At 47.8% G+C, this 15,900-nt stretch carries 19 protein-coding genes; 3 read left to right on the plus strand and 16 right to left on the minus strand.

What is annotated here, in order from left to right; genetic code table 11:
* Positions 1-36: 36 nt before the first annotated feature.
* From recG to HP570_RS03370, 7 genes are all read right to left on the minus strand, one after another.
* Entirely contained in the window at positions 37-2,091 is a 2,055-nt protein-coding gene (gene recG / locus HP570_RS03340) for an ATP-dependent DNA helicase RecG (RefSeq protein WP_015891976.1), read from the minus strand.
* 1 nt (position 2,092) lies between these two features.
* On the minus strand, positions 2,093-2,977 hold the full coding sequence (gene sdaAA / locus HP570_RS03345; protein ID WP_064200625.1) for an L-serine ammonia-lyase, iron-sulfur-dependent, subunit alpha: 885 nt from the start codon (positions 2,975-2,977) through the stop codon (positions 2,093-2,095).
* Between the two features lie 38 nt (positions 2,978-3,015).
* Complete coding sequence (sdaAB, locus tag HP570_RS03350) at positions 3,016-3,681, minus strand: L-serine ammonia-lyase, iron-sulfur-dependent subunit beta (RefSeq protein ID WP_015891977.1); 666 nt, start codon at positions 3,679-3,681, stop codon at positions 3,016-3,018.
* A 216-nt stretch (positions 3,682-3,897) separates the two neighbouring features.
* Entirely contained in the window at positions 3,898-4,389 is a 492-nt protein-coding gene (locus HP570_RS03355; RefSeq protein WP_309139179.1) for a hypothetical protein, read from the minus strand.
* 83 nt (positions 4,390-4,472) lie between these two features.
* Positions 4,473-5,330, minus strand: coding sequence for a DegV family protein (locus HP570_RS03360; RefSeq protein WP_015891979.1), 858 nt, complete (start codon positions 5,328-5,330; stop codon positions 4,473-4,475).
* Between the two features lie 47 nt (positions 5,331-5,377).
* Entirely contained in the window at positions 5,378-7,084 is a 1,707-nt protein-coding gene (locus tag HP570_RS03365) for a DAK2 domain-containing protein (protein WP_173624890.1), read from the minus strand.
* A gap of 13 nt (positions 7,085-7,097) precedes the next feature.
* Complete coding sequence (locus tag HP570_RS03370; protein WP_007728362.1) at positions 7,098-7,463, minus strand: Asp23/Gls24 family envelope stress response protein; 366 nt, start codon at positions 7,461-7,463, stop codon at positions 7,098-7,100.
* 249 nt (positions 7,464-7,712) lie between these two features.
* Here HP570_RS03370 and rpmB point away from each other — a divergent pair, with 249 nt between their 5' ends.
* Positions 7,713-7,901 (plus strand): 50S ribosomal protein L28, encoded by a 189-nt coding sequence (gene rpmB, locus HP570_RS03375; RefSeq protein ID WP_005831020.1) that lies wholly within the window; start codon positions 7,713-7,715, stop codon positions 7,899-7,901.
* A gap of 99 nt (positions 7,902-8,000) precedes the next feature.
* Here rpmB and spoVM read toward each other — a convergent pair whose 3' ends face one another.
* The 6 genes from spoVM to HP570_RS03405 form a co-directional block, all read right to left on the minus strand.
* Entirely contained in the window at positions 8,001-8,084 is an 84-nt protein-coding gene (spoVM, locus tag HP570_RS03380) for a stage V sporulation protein SpoVM (RefSeq protein WP_005831022.1), read from the minus strand.
* 23 nt (positions 8,085-8,107) lie between these two features.
* Positions 8,108-8,281 carry a hypothetical protein gene (locus HP570_RS03385; RefSeq protein ID WP_007728365.1) on the minus strand — a complete coding sequence of 58 codons (174 nt, stop codon included), beginning with the start codon at positions 8,279-8,281 and terminating at the stop codon, positions 8,108-8,110.
* Positions 8,282-8,470: 189 nt separating this feature from the next.
* Positions 8,471-9,031 (minus strand): energy-coupled thiamine transporter ThiT, encoded by a 561-nt coding sequence (gene thiT / locus HP570_RS03390; RefSeq protein WP_173624891.1) that lies wholly within the window; start codon positions 9,029-9,031, stop codon positions 8,471-8,473.
* Between the two features lie 128 nt (positions 9,032-9,159).
* The gene (locus HP570_RS03395) at positions 9,160-9,882 is read right to left on the minus strand and encodes an amino acid ABC transporter ATP-binding protein (RefSeq protein ID WP_173624892.1); all 723 of its coding nucleotides are present in this window, start codon (positions 9,880-9,882) and stop codon (positions 9,160-9,162) included.
* Positions 9,875-10,534, minus strand: coding sequence for an amino acid ABC transporter permease (locus HP570_RS03400; protein WP_173624893.1), 660 nt, complete (start codon positions 10,532-10,534; stop codon positions 9,875-9,877). The genes HP570_RS03395 and HP570_RS03400 overlap by 8 nt, the downstream gene beginning before the upstream one ends.
* A 53-nt stretch (positions 10,535-10,587) precedes the next feature.
* Positions 10,588-11,394, minus strand: a complete 807-nt coding sequence (locus tag HP570_RS03405; RefSeq protein WP_173624894.1) for a transporter substrate-binding domain-containing protein — start codon at positions 11,392-11,394, stop codon at positions 10,588-10,590.
* Positions 11,395-11,637: 243 nt separating this feature from the next.
* On the opposite strand from HP570_RS03405, the gene HP570_RS03410 reads away from it, so the two are divergent.
* Together HP570_RS03410 and HP570_RS03415 are read left to right on the plus strand one after the other, a co-directional pair.
* The gene (locus HP570_RS03410) at positions 11,638-12,771 is read left to right on the plus strand and encodes a M20 family metallopeptidase (RefSeq protein ID WP_173624895.1); all 1,134 of its coding nucleotides are present in this window, start codon (positions 11,638-11,640) and stop codon (positions 12,769-12,771) included.
* 127 nt (positions 12,772-12,898) lie between these two features.
* Positions 12,899-13,321: an RDD family protein gene (locus tag HP570_RS03415; RefSeq protein ID WP_015891986.1), complete on the plus strand. Its 423-nt coding sequence runs from the start codon at positions 12,899-12,901 to the stop codon at positions 13,319-13,321.
* Positions 13,322-13,513: 192 nt separating this feature from the next.
* On the opposite strand, the gene HP570_RS03420 is transcribed toward HP570_RS03415, so the two are convergent.
* From HP570_RS03420 to rsgA, 3 genes are all read right to left on the minus strand, one after another.
* On the minus strand, positions 13,514-13,978 hold the full coding sequence (locus HP570_RS03420; RefSeq protein ID WP_173624896.1) for a protease complex subunit PrcB family protein: 465 nt from the start codon (positions 13,976-13,978) through the stop codon (positions 13,514-13,516).
* Between the two features lie 386 nt (positions 13,979-14,364).
* Positions 14,365-15,015: a ribulose-phosphate 3-epimerase gene (gene rpe / locus HP570_RS03425; protein ID WP_015891988.1), complete on the minus strand. Its 651-nt coding sequence runs from the start codon at positions 15,013-15,015 to the stop codon at positions 14,365-14,367.
* Entirely contained in the window at positions 15,009-15,899 is an 891-nt protein-coding gene (gene rsgA, locus HP570_RS03430) for a ribosome small subunit-dependent GTPase A (RefSeq protein ID WP_142496522.1), read from the minus strand. Before rsgA ends, rpe begins: the two co-directional genes overlap by 7 nt.
* Position 15,900 lies beyond the last annotated feature (1 nt).

The following is a 15,900-nucleotide window of genomic DNA, read 5'->3' on the forward strand; positions in this document are numbered from 1 at the left end:
CTCCCCACACGCTTGAAGTGGGAAGGCCTGCCTCTCTTAATCGAAGACGACACCGTCCAGTACGCCCTCATTCTTCAAATAGTCACGCAGCCAGTGATACTTTTCGTCCCGCCAGAAAGAATCCTCTGCTACCAGCTTGACCGTCTCCTGTCTCGCTACCTCCAGCGCTTTGTAATCACTTAATAAATCAGCGACTTTAAACTCTGGCAAGCCGCTCTGCTTGGTTCCGAAAAAATCACCCGGTCCGCGCAATTCCAAATCGCGCTGCGACAGCTCAAATCCATCCGTCGTCTCGCACATGACACGCATCCGCTCTTTTCCGATCTCGGATTTCGGGTCGGCGATCAGCACGCAATACGACTGTTCGGAGCCACGTCCTACGCGCCCACGCAATTGGTGAAGCTGAGCAAGACCAAACCGCTCTGCATCATAAATCACCATATAGGTGGCATTCGGAACATTCACACCGACCTCTACGACCGTTGTACTGACCAGGACAGCGTGCTCTGCGGCAAGGAAGGCTTGCATGACGGCATCCTTTTCCTTCGCTGGCAGTCGTCCATGCATCAAGCCTACGCCGAATTCAGGGAAAATGTGTGTGAGCTGAGCATGTACATCAATTGCATTTTGCACGTCGAGCTTTTCAGATTCCTCAATAAGCGGACAAATAACGTAGGCCTGTCGTCCTTTGCGCAGCTCATCCCGCATTTGCTCCAGCACAGCCGGAAACTGATCATGCTTTTTCCATGTCGTCTCAATCGGTTTGCGCCCCGCAGGCATTTGATCAATCGTCGAGACGTCCATGTCGCCAAATGCCGTAATGGCCAGTGTTCTCGGAATTGGCGTTGCAGTCATAAACAAGACATCAGGCGACAAGCCTTTATTCCGTAAAATTCGCCGTTGCTCCACACCGAACCGGTGCTGCTCGTCCGTAATCACGAGGCCAAGACGGGAGAAAAACACATCCTCCTGAATGAGCGCATGGGTACCAACTACGACATCGATTAACCCCATTTGCAGAGAGCCGATGACTTCGCGTCTACGTTTCGCCGTCAGTGAGCCTGACAAGAGCGCGACCTGAATGCCGTAATCGGACAAGAGCTTCGTCAACGACTGCACATGCTGCTCGGCGAGAATCTCCGTCGGTACCATTAGCGCTCCCTGATAACCTGCTTTCACCGCAGCAATCAGCGCAATGGCAGCTACGACGGTTTTCCCCGAGCCTACGTCCCCTTGCAGCAAACGATTCATCGCATGAGGTGCCCGCATGTCATCCAATATTTCTTTTACGACTCGTTTCTGGGCATCTGTCAACGGAAACGGCAACCCTTTGACAAATTCCCGTACCTCTTCCATTGGAATCGCCAGTGCAACGCCTTCCGTTTGCTGCCGATTAATCTTGCGCAATGTTTGCATTTTCAATTGGAATAAGAAAAGTTCCTCGAACATAATCCGTCGCCGCGCTTGACGACCATCTTCCGCATTTTCAGGAAAATGAATCGAATGAAAGGCATGAATCCGAGGCATCAATCGGTAGCGCTCCACGATATCCGCAGGAAGGATTTCAGGAATTTCCTTTCCGTACTGGCGCAACGCCAGTTGAATGGTTTTGCGCAGCAGTGTATGCGTCACATCGCCGCCAAGTGGATAGACAGGGGCGAGCTCGCCTCGTTTTGTCGCACGTTCGGAGTCTACCTCTGTCATTTCGCTCACAGTTATCTGCAGCTTGTGCTTGTCCCATTTTCCTGTGACGAGTATTTCCTTGCCTGGCGACAGCCTGCTTTTGACAAACGTCTGATTGAACCAGACAGCCGTCACTACAACACGGTCCATGACAACCTTGACGGACAATCGTGATTTTCTTTTTCCATAAAAACGAACAGAGGGTTCGCCGTACACCGTACCTGCCAGCGTGACCCTCTCTCCGTCTTTTACTTCTGTCAAATCGCGCACACGGTAATCTTCATAGCGAGACGGGAAATACTCCAGCAAATCACCAATGCTGTTGATTCCCAGTCCTGCAAATGCCTTCGCCCGCTCTTCCCCTACCCCGTGCAAAAGGGAAACGGGCGATTGATATGCACCAGCCATCTTACTTCTCCATCCGTACGCCGAACACTTTGGCTTCGATCATGCGGCCCGTTTGCGTAGCAGCAAGACCACCCTGTGCGGTTTCCTTCAGCGTAGTCGGCATGGCGCAGCCGATTCGGTACATGGCCTCGATGACTTCATCTGTCGGGATCACGCTCTTGATGCCTGCCATTGCCATATCTGCGGCTACCGTCGCAATCGCTGCTCCCATCGCATTTCGTTTCACACATGGTACTTCAACCAGTCCGGCTACGGGGTCACAGACCAGACCGAGCATATTTTTCAATGCGATCGCCACTGCTTGGGCAGATTCCTCAGGCGTACCGCCAGCCATTTCTACAATCGCCGCAGCAGCCATGGCCGTTGCAGAGCCTACCTCTGCCTGGCAACCACCCGCAGCACCCGAAATGAACGCGTTATTGGCAATGCAATACCCTATAGCGCCTGCCGTGAACAAATAGTTGACCATTTCCTCACGGGTCGGCTGTAGCTTGTCAGATACGGCAAACAACGTGCCAGGTACAATGCCGCATGCTCCTGCAGTAGGTGTTGCGACAATCGTGCCCATTGCTGCGTTTACTTCGTTCACCGCCACGGACATCGAGACAGCATTCAAAAGTGTAGGACCGGACAAAAACGTCTTGGTCTCCATATATGTTTGCAGCTTCTTCGCATCGCCGCCCGTCAACCCGCTATGCGAGCGAATATCTTCGGTAAGCCCGCGACGCACTGCTTTTTCCATCACATCGAGGTTGGCGTACATATCTTGCATAATGGCATCCCGACCGCGCTGGGAAACTTCCATTTCTGCTTCAATCATCACCTCGGAGATCTTCTTCCCCTGGGATTCGGCCAACTCAACTAGTTCAGCCACATTACGAAACATCTGGTTGTTCACTCCTCTAATCCTGCTCGTCCTTTTGCTTAGTTCAATGCGAGCAGGGATACGTCAAAGATATGGGGGATTTGACGAATTTCCTCCAGAACTTCCGGAGAGATCGTCGAATCTGTTTCGATTGCCATCAAAGCACGCGAACCGCGTGTGTGTCGAGACACTTCCATGAATCCCACATTAATGTTGTGCTGCGTCAGTACCTTTGCCACAGCCGCAATCATCCCAAAGCGGTCTTCATGTAAAACTAAGAGCGTCGGTGTATCGAAGCCCAACTGAAAGGAAAACCCATTCACTTCCAACACTTCGATTTTCCCGCCACCAATGGAAACACCCACGATTTCGATCTGATGCTCATCATCAGACAGCTTGATCCGCGCCGTGTTCGGGTGCTCTGTCAAAACATCAGAAGTGGACAACTCCACTTGCATGCCAGCTTTTTCTGCAATCACCAGCGAATTTTTCAGACGCAAATCCGACGTGTCAAAGTCAAGAATTCCTGCCACTGTCGCCACATCAGAACCATGTCCTTGATACGTTTTTGCAAATGAGCCGTAAAAAACAATTTCTGCTCGCAAAGGCATTCTGCCAAACAGCTTGCGAGCTACACGACCGATACGAGCTGCACCAGCCGTATGGGAGCTAGATGGCCCAACCATGATTGGACCGATAATATCAAATACGCTTTTGTACTTCAACCGGTTCTCCTCCTGAATCACAAGGGGTTCAACAAGATTCACTTTCATTGTATCCTACAGCCTTTGAAAGCGCTACAGAGGAAACTGTACGTAAGGCAATCATAATCGATTTACGCAGACAACATGCGGACAAATCAGGATAAATGAAAAAACTCCCAATGAAAAAAGGGATCCCACGACCAGCATGATATGCGTGCAAACTTCATAAATTTCATTTTATTTCTTTGGAAGTGAAGTTAGGAATACCTTTACGGGATCTGGTTCTTGGTCGAAATCTGCTTGAACATCATTTCCTTCGTTTGCTGTTTCTCCTATTGGAATTCCCTCATGATAAGGGAAGTGAATAAACTCGTTAATAATTGGTTCAAGCTCATCAAGGATTTCAATTTTTCCGCTAAAAGGGAGTCTTTCATGAATCTGAGAGATAAGATTAAATCTTAGTTGCGCAGCCTGCCAATCGAACCAAACATATAACAGCATTCCATGATCACTATTTGATTTTAAAATTTGCTGTTGTCTATTCTCTATTACTTTACGAAAAAAGTTCATGAAATCAAAAACTGTGAACTGACTAGCTAACTGCATACTTAAAGAAATAGACCACCTATTAGCAGAAATTTCTTTATTCAAATCATCTTTATGGCCCCCAATAAATAGAGAGTCATACACAATATCCTCCAACTCAATAAGGAATTCATCCTTATTCACCAAAACCTCTCCCTTATTTTTCATGACTATGAAAAAAAGAAGCCCCCTGCCTCAGGGAAGCTCCTCTCCATATCATATATGCCTTACTGATTTTTTACCATGACGATCCCGAGTAGACCTGGACCTGTATGCGTACCGATCACGGGACCAATCTCTTCCAACCAAGAGTCCGTTACCGAAAACTCTTGCTTGAGTCGTTCCAAGAGCTCAGCCGCTTGATCTGGAACACTGCTGTGCAGTACAGCGATTTTCACAGGCTCGCCTTGCGCGTATTCCTGCAACGCTTCAAATACGCGATTCAGAGCTTTCTTCGTCCCTCGTACCTTGTCAAAAGCAGACACGTATCCGGCAGGATCCAGCGTCAAAATCGGCTTGATATTCAAGAGCGAACCGATGACGGCAGATGCTTTGCCAATTCGACCGCCTTTTTGCAGGAACTCCAGCGTATCCACAATAAAGTATACCTGCACCTCATCCAAATAACGATCAATCTGATCCAGAATTTGTTCCTTGTTCTTGCCTGCTTGAGCGGCTTTGGCAGCCTCCACACAGATCATTCCATGAACAAACGAAGCTTTGCGAGAATCGATCACCGTAATGTCGATATTTTCGTCCAACATCGACTTGGCGATCATCGCTGATTGATACGTCCCCGATAAGGAACCAGATAAAAGTATGGCAATGATTTGCACGTCCTTGCCATATTTCTCATGGATCGCTTTGTACGCTTCGGCAAATTCAAGCGGAGACGGCTGCGAGGTCGTCGGCATCACGCTCGATTGCTTCAGCTTATCGAAAAACTCCGAAGACGAGATAGTGACTGCGTCCACATACGTTTCCGCCCCAAACATGATTTTCAACGGGACGGCCACGATCCCCAATGACTGCCTGACAGCTGCATCGATATCAGACGCGCTGTCGGTAAGAATCACAATTGGCATTCTCGATCGCTCCTCTCCCTATTCATTCGTGTTCAAAAAATTGGCTTTTACTCGACAGAAAAAATGAATGGATACAACGGTTGACCGCCTGCCTGGATCTCAACTTCCACATCCGGGAATGGATCGGACAATGCTTTTTCCAAAGCATGAGCCTGATCTTCTGTCGCATCTTCTCCTAAGAATATCGTAATGATTTCGGAGTCTTCATCCACCATTCCCAAGAGCAGCGTCGTGGCGCAAGCTAACAAGTCAGGACCTGCTGTGACGATTTCTTTCTCAGCCATGCCGATAAAATCGCCTTCTTTGATTTGTACCTCACCCATTTGTGTGTCGCGAACCGCGTGGGTCACCATCCCTGTTTTCACCTGGGCAATCGCCTTGGTCATCGCTTGCACGTTCGCTTCTGGTTCAACATCCACGCGGAAGCTGATCAGTGCTGCCAATCCCTGCGGAATGCTCTTCGTCGGTATGACAGAAACAGGAACTTCAGCGAGCTCGGATGCCTGCTGTGCTGCCATGATGATATTGCTGTTGTTTGGCAGGATGATGATGTGCTCTGCACGGAGCCCCTCAACGGCCTTCATGAAGTCCTCTGTGCTCGGGTTCATCGTTTGGCCGCCCTCTACTACCACATGCACACCCATGCTGCGCAGAATCGTAGCGATCCCCTCACCAGCAGCTACCGCGACCAATCCGTAAGGAAGCAGGTCTGCAACAGGTTGAGCAGCTGCTTCTGGCTTCGCCTGTCCTTTGCTCTCTTCCGCTTTGAGAATGTTCGCATGCTGCTCGCGCATGTTTTCTATCTTCAATCGATGCAGGCTACCGAATTGCTGAGCGTATTGCAGGACGCTTCCCGGATGCTCTGCATGAATATGTACCTTAACCACTTCATCATCAGAGACGACGAGCAGTGAATCGCCCATCGTATCCAGATGGTTGCGGAACAGCGCTTCTGAGAACGTTTTTTTGTTCGGCTCGGTGCTATGCGCGACATGAACCATAAACTCCGTACAGTACCCGTACGTGATGTCTTCCGTTTTCATGTGGATTTGCGCATTATGCTGCTCGGAAATGAGTTTGTCCAGCTCTTGCTGACCCATTTTAGGTACCGAACGCTCACGATCAGCAGATAGCTCTTCCCCGCGCAATGCTCGCAAAAACCCTTCATAAATAAACAAGAGACCTTGTCCACCTGAGTCGACTACGCCCACTTCTTTTAGAACAGGCAGCATTTCCGGCGTACGCAATAGCGTAGTTTGTGCCTGCTCGTATGTTTTTTCCATGACAGAGATAATGTCATCTGACGTGCGCGCTGCACGCACAGCCATCTCCGCCGCTTCACGGGCAACAGTCAAAATCGTGCCTTCTACCGGCTTCATCACTGCTTGATACGCAGAGTCAACACCAGCTTTCAAGGCATCGGCAAACTGACGGGCGTTAACCTCATCTTTTCCATTGACTGATTTGCTGAAGCCACGGAATAACTGGGACAAAATCACGCCGGAGTTACCGCGCGCGCCCATTAACAGACCTTTTGCCAAAGCAGCTGCCGATTCAGTGATTCGGGGGGATTCTTTTCGAGTTAGCTCCTCCACACCGGAAGAGAAAGTCAAATTCATATTTGTCCCCGTATCGCCATCCGGCACAGGAAAGACGTTTAATCCATCCACTACTCTGACGTTGTCGGATAAAAGGTTCGCCCCCAGGTAAACCATCCGGCTAAACAGCACGCCATCTAGACGCGTATGTACCAACTGATGTTCCTCCTTACATATCCCTGTCTGTACGAACTCCCTGCACAAAAATATTAACAGCAGTCACATCAATGCCTACCGTTTGCTCCAAGGTATATCGAACACGGCGTTGAACGTTGCCTGCCACCTCGGAAATTTTCACGCCATAGCTGACGATAATGTGCATGTCCAAAACTACTTCGCCATTTGTGTTATGAACGACGACACCTTTGCTCAGGTTGTCTCTTCCTAACAACTCAGCGATTCCATCTTTCAACGCTTTGCGAGAAGCCATGCCCACAAGTCCAAAAACTTCCATGGCCGCGCCTCCAGCAATCCGTGCGATCACGTCTTCGGTAACATCGATCTTTCCTAGCGATGTATTCATTTCCACTGTCATGCAAGGACTCCTCCTCTGTTAAAACAGCTTGACCGTCATAGGTAAGCGTAACCATGCTTCCTTACAATTCTACACTAACACTTAATAGAAATGAAGCGTTTTGTCGATCCTATCAACCCTACGAGAAAGACGGGGGAAATCATCTTGTCAAGTATTGCAATTGACAGCAATGGTGTGCTAATATAGTCGAGTATTTGTATTTCCCACAAAGGAAATCCCGTTTAGATGTAACAAGGGAGGTGGATCTTAATGGCACGTCGTTGCTTTGTAACAGGTAAATCTGCTAAAGCTGGAAACGCTCGCTCCCACTCCATGCGCGCAACTCGCCGCACCTGGGGTGTCAACGTACAAAAAGTGCGCATTCTCGTAAATGGAAAACCGAAGCGCGTTTATGTAAGTACTCGAGCACTGAAATCCGGTCTCGTAACTCGCGTATAGTTGATTTCAGCTATGCGAAAAAAAGCACCCTCGAGGTGCTTTTTTGCATTTCTCCCGTTTCTCCACTCTTCTCCCAAAGGGAGGCTCGGGGCCGAAGCTTCACTTTTTCTTGTTGAACGCCTCGATGATGCCCCGAATCATGCCACCCAGGAACTTCGGCAACTTGATGGTGTAAAACCGCATGCTACCCCTCCTCACCGAAATTACTACACACGATACAAATACACGCCGGCCCCTATGAGTGCTAATGCCAATAGGCTATACCAAACCCACGGAGGTGCCCAATACAGGAAGATGGTGATTCCCCCGACAGCCAACGCAACCCCGAGAACACGTCGCAAGGCGCCCCCCTGTCGCAGGCGATAGGAGCGCAATCCCATTTCGCGTAAGCACCTCCTTTAGGTGTTCTCAAAAACGTGCATATTACATCATATTCTGCTGTCGGATAAACATGTATCCTGCCACATGAAAAAAGTATATGCCTAAGAAGTAAAAAATCAGGCAACGGTAACTCGCTGCCTGATTACATTATGTGGATAGTTTGTACATGATACCGATTTTTTCCTTTTTTATACAACTCGATCGCGTGCGGGGAGCAGCAGCTGTGATGCACTACTAAGCACAATTGTCAGAACGACTCCCGCGAGAATCATTTCTGGCAGCAGATACGTGATGTTATAAATGAGGGAATATTGCCAGACTGGTACACCTTCTGGCGCATAGCTGCCAAACCAGATAATCCCCGATAGAAAATGGCAGACAAATCGCGCAATCACGCCGATGAACAAGCCGCTCCACAGTACCATGATTCGTTGCTTCGTTCCTTCGTAGCCAGACAGACGAAAAAGACCAGCGAGACCCAGCGCACCAAAAGCAAGCGGATAATCCAGCAACAGCTGAACCGGATGAACAACTGTACTGCCCAAGAGCAATTGAAGAAATCCGACAACAAGCCCTGTCACGACACCAGCAGCGAGTCCACGGCGAACAGCGATCAATGCGATTGGCACCATCACAAGGGACACAGAGCCACCCTGTGGCATTTCGAAAACCTTGATCTGACTAAACACAATTGCAAGAGCCGCCATCATCGCCATTTCCAACAAAATGACCAACCGTTGACGATCCAATATAGTCACTCCTCAAAATAGAATAAATAAAAATTTTTTTACACCGATAATGTTTCTGATTCTAGCCCAAGTCTATGCTCGTGTCAAAGAAAAAAGCCGCTGCCTCATCGGCACTGCGGCTAGTTGTATTACCGAACTTTCTCCAAAAACTGCTGGGCACGTTCACTTCTTGGCTTTTGGAAAAACTCTTTTGGTGGCGTATCCTCCAAGAGACGACCATCATCGAGGAACAAAATACGGTCTGACACCTCTTCAGCAAAGCGCATTTCATGCGTGACGATTGCCATAGTCATTCCGCTATCAGCCAGCCCCTTCATAACCTCCAAAACCTCCTTGACCATCTCAGGGTCAAGAGCAGAGGTCGGCTCGTCAAAGAGCATGATTTGCGGCTCCATCACAAGCGAACGGGCAATGGCTACACGCTGCTTTTGACCCCCTGACAAGCGCGAAGGAAAGGCATCCGCTTTATCTGCCAGCCCTACACGTGCCAATAGCTCGTGCGCCTTCTGTTCCGCTTCAGCCGCAGACATGCCTTTTACTTTCATCGGAGCATAGGTCAAGTTTTTCAACACCGACATATGCGGAAACAGGTGAAAATGCTGGAAAACCATCCCGATTTGTTGGCGAATGCCCATCACGTCCGCTTTTGGCGCGGTGATTTCCTGTCCGTTGATCGTAATGGTACCCGTCGTTGGTGTCTCCATCAGATTAATGCAGCGCAATAGCGTTGACTTACCCGATCCAGATGGACCAATGATGGCGACAACCTCCCCTTTACCGATATTCGTCGTGATGCCCTTCAAAACATTCAATTGTCCAAAGGACTTCGTAATGTTATCAATTTTAATCACTGAGTCTCATCCTCCGTTCCAGTACACGAGCTACCCAAGTCAGGATCATAACCATGACATAGTACAGGATACCGGCCATCATGTATGGCTCAAAATAGCGGAAGGTGACGCCTTTGACCACATTCGCGTTCTGCATGATGTCTGCAAGACCAATCGTGGAGACGAGTGCAGATTCCTTCAAGAGTGCAATCGTTTCATTGACAAGAGCAGGCAAGATATTTTTGACAGCCTGCGGCAAAATAATGTCGAGCATCATCCGGTGATAAGGTACCCCAAGCGCTTTAGCGGCTTCCCACTGCCCTTTATCCACCGCCAAAATTCCACCACGAATGGTCTCGGAAATGTATGCACCTGAGTTTAATGTAAACGTCAATACAGCTGCATCCAGTTGTGAAATATTGTAACCAGTAAGCTGTGGCGTTGCAAAATATACAAAGGTCAGTTGCAAAATCAAAGGTGTCCCGCGGAAAACAGACGTGTAGGCAACCGCGAGCCAGTTTAGCATTTTCACATTCGAAATTTTAATGAGTGCGAGGATGGAGCCCCAGAAAAATCCTAATACGACCGAAATCAAAGTAACAAGTAACGTGCCCTTTATCCCTTCCAATATGAAAGGAATATAGGGCACGATTTGTGCAAAATCCAAATTCATGCCCATTCTCCCCTCTTGCTGCTTATACAGTTATTCGTCGTTGTCTGGAGAGATTATTGACCGAACCATTTTTGAATCAGCTTGTCCATTTCTCCGTTTTCTTGCATCTTTTTAATCACTTCATTAAATTTTTGCACGTGCGGCGATCCTTTTGGGAACGCAACAGCGGAGCCATTCTTTTCATTTTCTTCCATTGTAGTGAATTGCAGAGAGTCATTATTAGCCACGAAGCCTTTCGCTACGGTGTCCTCAATAATGGCAGCATCTACACGGCCTGCTTTTACTTCTTCAACAATCTCAGGCAACTTGTTCAGTGAAGTGATCTGCAAGCCGGAAACAGTCTTTGCAAGCTCCTTAGCTGCCCCTTCTTGAATAGAACCGAGCTGTACCGCCACTTTTTTGCCAGCCAATTGCTCAGGCTTGGTCAGATTGCTGTCTTTCTTTGCTACGATCGTATTTTTCGCATCGTAATAGATGGTGGAGAAATCAGCGTTCTTCTCACGCTCAGGTGTTGCCGTCATGCCAGCCATAACGAAGTCCGCGCGATTCGTTTGCAGCGCAGGAACCAGTCCGTCAAAGTTCATGTCGTTGATTTGCAATTCGTAGCCAAGCTCTTTTGCAATGTATTTCGCGATATCAATGTCAAAGCCGACAATCTCGTCTTTTCCGCTGCTCAGATCGTGATATTCATACGGCTTATAGTCAGCAGAAGTAGCCATGACCAATGTTTTCTTGTCGCCAGCAGAAGACGCAGGTGCTTGTCCTGTTGCGGTTTGATTGCCTGTGCCGCATCCAGCGATCACGACTGCCGCAAGCATAGAAGTAAGTGCCAGAGAAATAAATGATTTTGTTTTCTTCATGATGAACCCCCGTTGTTATGATTTTTACGCATAAAACAGTCTATTTGCAGCATTAATTTGCATGAAAACTTATATTTATGCATTACAATGATTATTTTACTCATAATCTGAACAATTTCAATCATTTTTTACTTACATTTTAAATGCGGAATATCCAGAATTTTATATACAAATCTTTATTTTTGTGGCAGAAAAGCAAACAAGGCTTTATAGTGCTAGTAAAAGGAATTACAGGAGGCTGACATGGAGAAAAACTGGACGTCCTATTTTCAGCAGCAGCTCCCAGAAATTATCGAGGAACTGCATACATATGTAGAGATGGAAACACCCACCCATAACAAGCAAGCTGTCGATCGATTAGGCAGCCTGATTGCAGAACGCTTTCGCCAATTGGGGTGTCGGGTGGAAAGCTTGCCACAAGAGCAATACGGAAATCAGCTGCGAATGGAGTATGGAGACGGCGACGAACAAATCCTCATTCTCGGTCACTTCGATACCGTAAAAGAGGTTGGAACACTAGCAGTAGAGCCTTGTCGCGAGGAAAATGGCCGACTCTATGGACCTGGTACATACGACATGAAAGCGGGAATTGTGTTTAGCTATTTTGCCCTGCGCGCCATGATGGAACATAATCTTTCGCCCAAAAATAAGCTAGTCTTTTTTTGGAATACCGACGAAGAGATTGGCAGTGTTTCCTCCGAAATGCTCATTAGAGAGGAAGCAAAAAGGAGTAAATATGCATTGGTACTGGAGCCCGCCGCTGGAGATGGCTCTTTGAAAACAAGCCGCAAAGGCGGAGGAGACTTCATTTTAAAAGTAACGGGCCGCGCTGCGCATGCGGGCAATGATCACGCCAAGGGGGTCAATGCGATTGCTGAGCTGGCTCACCACGTCCTCGCTATTCAATCATTTACGAATTATGAAGCGGGCACAACCTTATCTGTCGGTACCATTACAGGCGGAAGTGCATCGAACGTCGTGCCTGACTTTGCCATGACGGAAATTGATGTGCGTATCCAAAGTCACGAGGAAAGCGAGCGTATTACCCGATTGATGAGTCAGCTGACCCCTGTCCATCCGGAAGCCAAGCTGTTCGTGGAAGGCGGAATCACCAAGCCTCCTATGGAACGAACTGCTGGTACTGAGCAACTATTCTTGCATGCACAGGAGCAAGCACGTCTGGAAGGTTTTGAATTGACAGAGCAAGGTGTCGGTGGAACTAGCGATGGAAACTTCGCCGCAGATACAGGAACACCAACGCTCGACGGTTTGGGACCTGTTGGTGATGGAGCCCACGCTTCCCATGAGCATATCGTCATTGACGCCATACCTGGCAGGATTGCCGTCATGCTTCGGATGTTTTTAACCTTGTCATAATAAATTTACAGGTGTATAATTTTATGGAAATTTAAGGCTCCGTCTACTTAACGACGGAGCCTTATCTGCACTATTTTCGAATGGGCAGACATATATATACCTATTCGAATAACAAGGAGAGGGAACCATGGAATCAAACTTCACATCGCCAAGCAATCCTGTTGGATTTTGGCGCCGGCTCGGTGCCGGTCTGCTAGATGCAATCATTATTGGATTACCGCTACTACTGATCACCTATATCATTACAGGCAATACAGAAGACAATCTTGTTACCAATATCATTACTTCACTTTACAACCTTCTTGTACCTGTATTTTGGCACGGCTATACAGTGGGCAAACGAATTGCCGGTATTCGCATCGCCCGAATCGATGGAGATCCTGTAGGAATCGGAACCATGCTGCTACGCAATTTGGTCGGAGGGATCGTGTACGTCATTACACTCGGTATTGGTATAATCGTCAGTGCCATCATGGTTGCTGTTCGTCAGGATAAACGCTCGCTCCATGATTTGATCGCCGGTACGTATGTAACATCGGATCAGCCTTAAATTACTACTCATCTTACATAGAAAATAGCAGCTCTGCGACGAGCCCCCTTCGATTGGTTATTGGAAAAACCACCCGTTTTCCGACGATTCTAAGGGGGTATTTTTATCAGATTGGCGCCTACAACAGCATGTTCCGACTAAAGAAGACCGGATATAATCATCCGGTCTTCTTTACTTTATCCATTTAGCAGTTTATTGGAACAGCACTTTATCTGTTTTTGCATCCATAAACACCATTGTTGTGTATGGCGGCAGGCTTGCACGCACAAGGATATAAGGTGTATGCAGCGCTGGCATTGTAATATCTTCTGGAGTAGGGTTTGTCAGCTCTACATAAACCTTGAGCATTTCCCATCCTTGCTCTGTTCCAACAACCTTCAGACTATAACCAGAGGTAGGCATTTCACCACGGGAGACTACATACAAGTCGCCTTGGCGATGTACACCCTTCTTATCTTTTACTTTTCCTACGAACTCTCGTTCAGCCGCTGACAATGTACCCTCTTTTTCGATAGACAATTTTTTCGTTTGCACGTCTACCTGAGAAGCCGAGATCGACTCCGAATGTTTTTGTTCAGCCTGCACGGCAGTTTGTGAAAATGGGAGGATGGAGAGAATGGTGAGAACCGCTACACTGTTTTTCAATAACGATTTCATACTTTATCAACTCCTGATTTTTTTTAGAGGGCAACAACATTACTTGATACTGGCCAGTATCTCTCAGATAGAATTTTTACCACTATCTGGATAATTTGATTTAATCATTATATTTATTAAAAAGCAATATTTTCCAAAATGTTTTATTTTTGTTAATTAACCTTTACTCATATATCACCAAAAATCCTTATTAGAGTAAGCATAATTTGATTTCATCCTATTTGTAGTTTGAACGATAATTATACTTACATTTTTATTATTAATTGATTTATCACATAATTAGTTAAAATATTCAGATGATTACAAATGAAATATGCACAGAGGAAAGCACAAAAAAGCTGACGCCGATTATATCGTCGTCAGCTTACAGCTGCTAAGCATTATTCTTACTGTCCACGAATCGCAGCGATCGCTTGACCGCGATTTTCCTGATTGAATACCGCGCTTCCTGCAACGAGGACTGTCGCTCCTGCTTCCTCGCACAAACGTGCTGTTTGTGCATTGACACCGCCATCGATTTCGATTTCCACATGCCCCAAGCCACGCTCGTTCAGCATTTGACGCAACTGGGCAACCTTTGGCACAACGCTGTGAATGAATTTTTGTCCACCAAAACCAGGGTTCACTGTCATAAGGAGAACCATATCCAAATCAGCAAGGACTGGCTCGATCGTGGAAATCGGTGTAGCCGGGTTCAATACCACTCCCGCTTTCACACCTTGCTCCTTGATCAAGTACAGCGTGCGATGCAGATGACGGCATGCTTCCTGATGAACAGTAATCCAGTCTGCTCCACTTTTCGCGAATTGCGGAATGTAGCGATCTGGCTCCTCGATCATCAAGTGCACATCGAGTGGCAGCTTGGTCACTGGACGAATCGCTTCCACAATCAGAGGACCGATCGTAATGTTTGGAACGAAGTGTCCATCCATCACATCCACGTGAATCCAGTCTGCTCCTCCCTTCTCGACATCGAGAATTTCTTCACCCAGACGGGCAAAATCAGCAGATAGGATAGAAGGTGCGATTTTTACCATGGTTTGTTCCTCCGTTGGTATTCTTTTAGCTCTTCGCGGAATTGCTTGTAGTGCTCGTAACGCTGTTCACTGATTTCTCCAGCCTCCAGCGCGGCCTGCACGGCACAAGCTGGCTCGCTTACGTGAAGACAGCCACGGAACTTGCATTCCGAGCTGCGATCGGCAAAGTCCAGGAAGGATTCCGCCAGGTCAAGCTCGGAGAAATCGATAAATTCCAATGAACTGAAGCCCGGTGTGTCTGCCACATAGCCGCCGCCCGCAAGCGGAATCAGCTCGACATGACGCGTTGTATGCTTTCCGCGTCCGAGCTTTTGGCTGACATCTCCTGTCTGCAAGCTGACACCCGGAAACAGCATGTTGATCAGGGAGGATTTACCCACACCTGACTGACCGGCGAAAACCGAAATACGGTCGCGCAAAATCTCACGCACGTCCTCTACACCGCGTTCATCCGCCGTTGAGGTCGGAATCACGCGGTACCCGATCGCTTCATACTTCTTCACGATTTCGGTGACCTCTTCTTCCGACACTTGATCGGCTTTGGATAAGACAATCACGGAATCAATCCCTGCATGCTCCGTGTGCGTCAGGAACTTGTCCAGCAGCAACGGGCTAAACATCGGCTTGTACATCGAAAAGACGAGTACCGCCTGATCCACATTGGAAATGGGCGGACGAACTAACTCATTCGTCCGTTCGCCCACCTCCATGATATAGCCTTCTTCCTCATTGATCGCATCGTAGACGACCCAATCCCCAACCAGTGGGTTTACTTTTGCATCTTTTTTCTTGAAGAGCCCTCGTGCACGGCAACTGTAGATTCGCCCTTCGTCGGCTACATAATAGAAACCGCTGAGCGCTTTCACAATCCGTCCTTCTGGCATT

This window comes from Brevibacillus sp. RS1.1, from assembly GCF_013284365.1.
Lineage (GTDB): Bacteria > Bacillota > Bacilli > Brevibacillales > Brevibacillaceae > Brevibacillus > Brevibacillus brevis_D.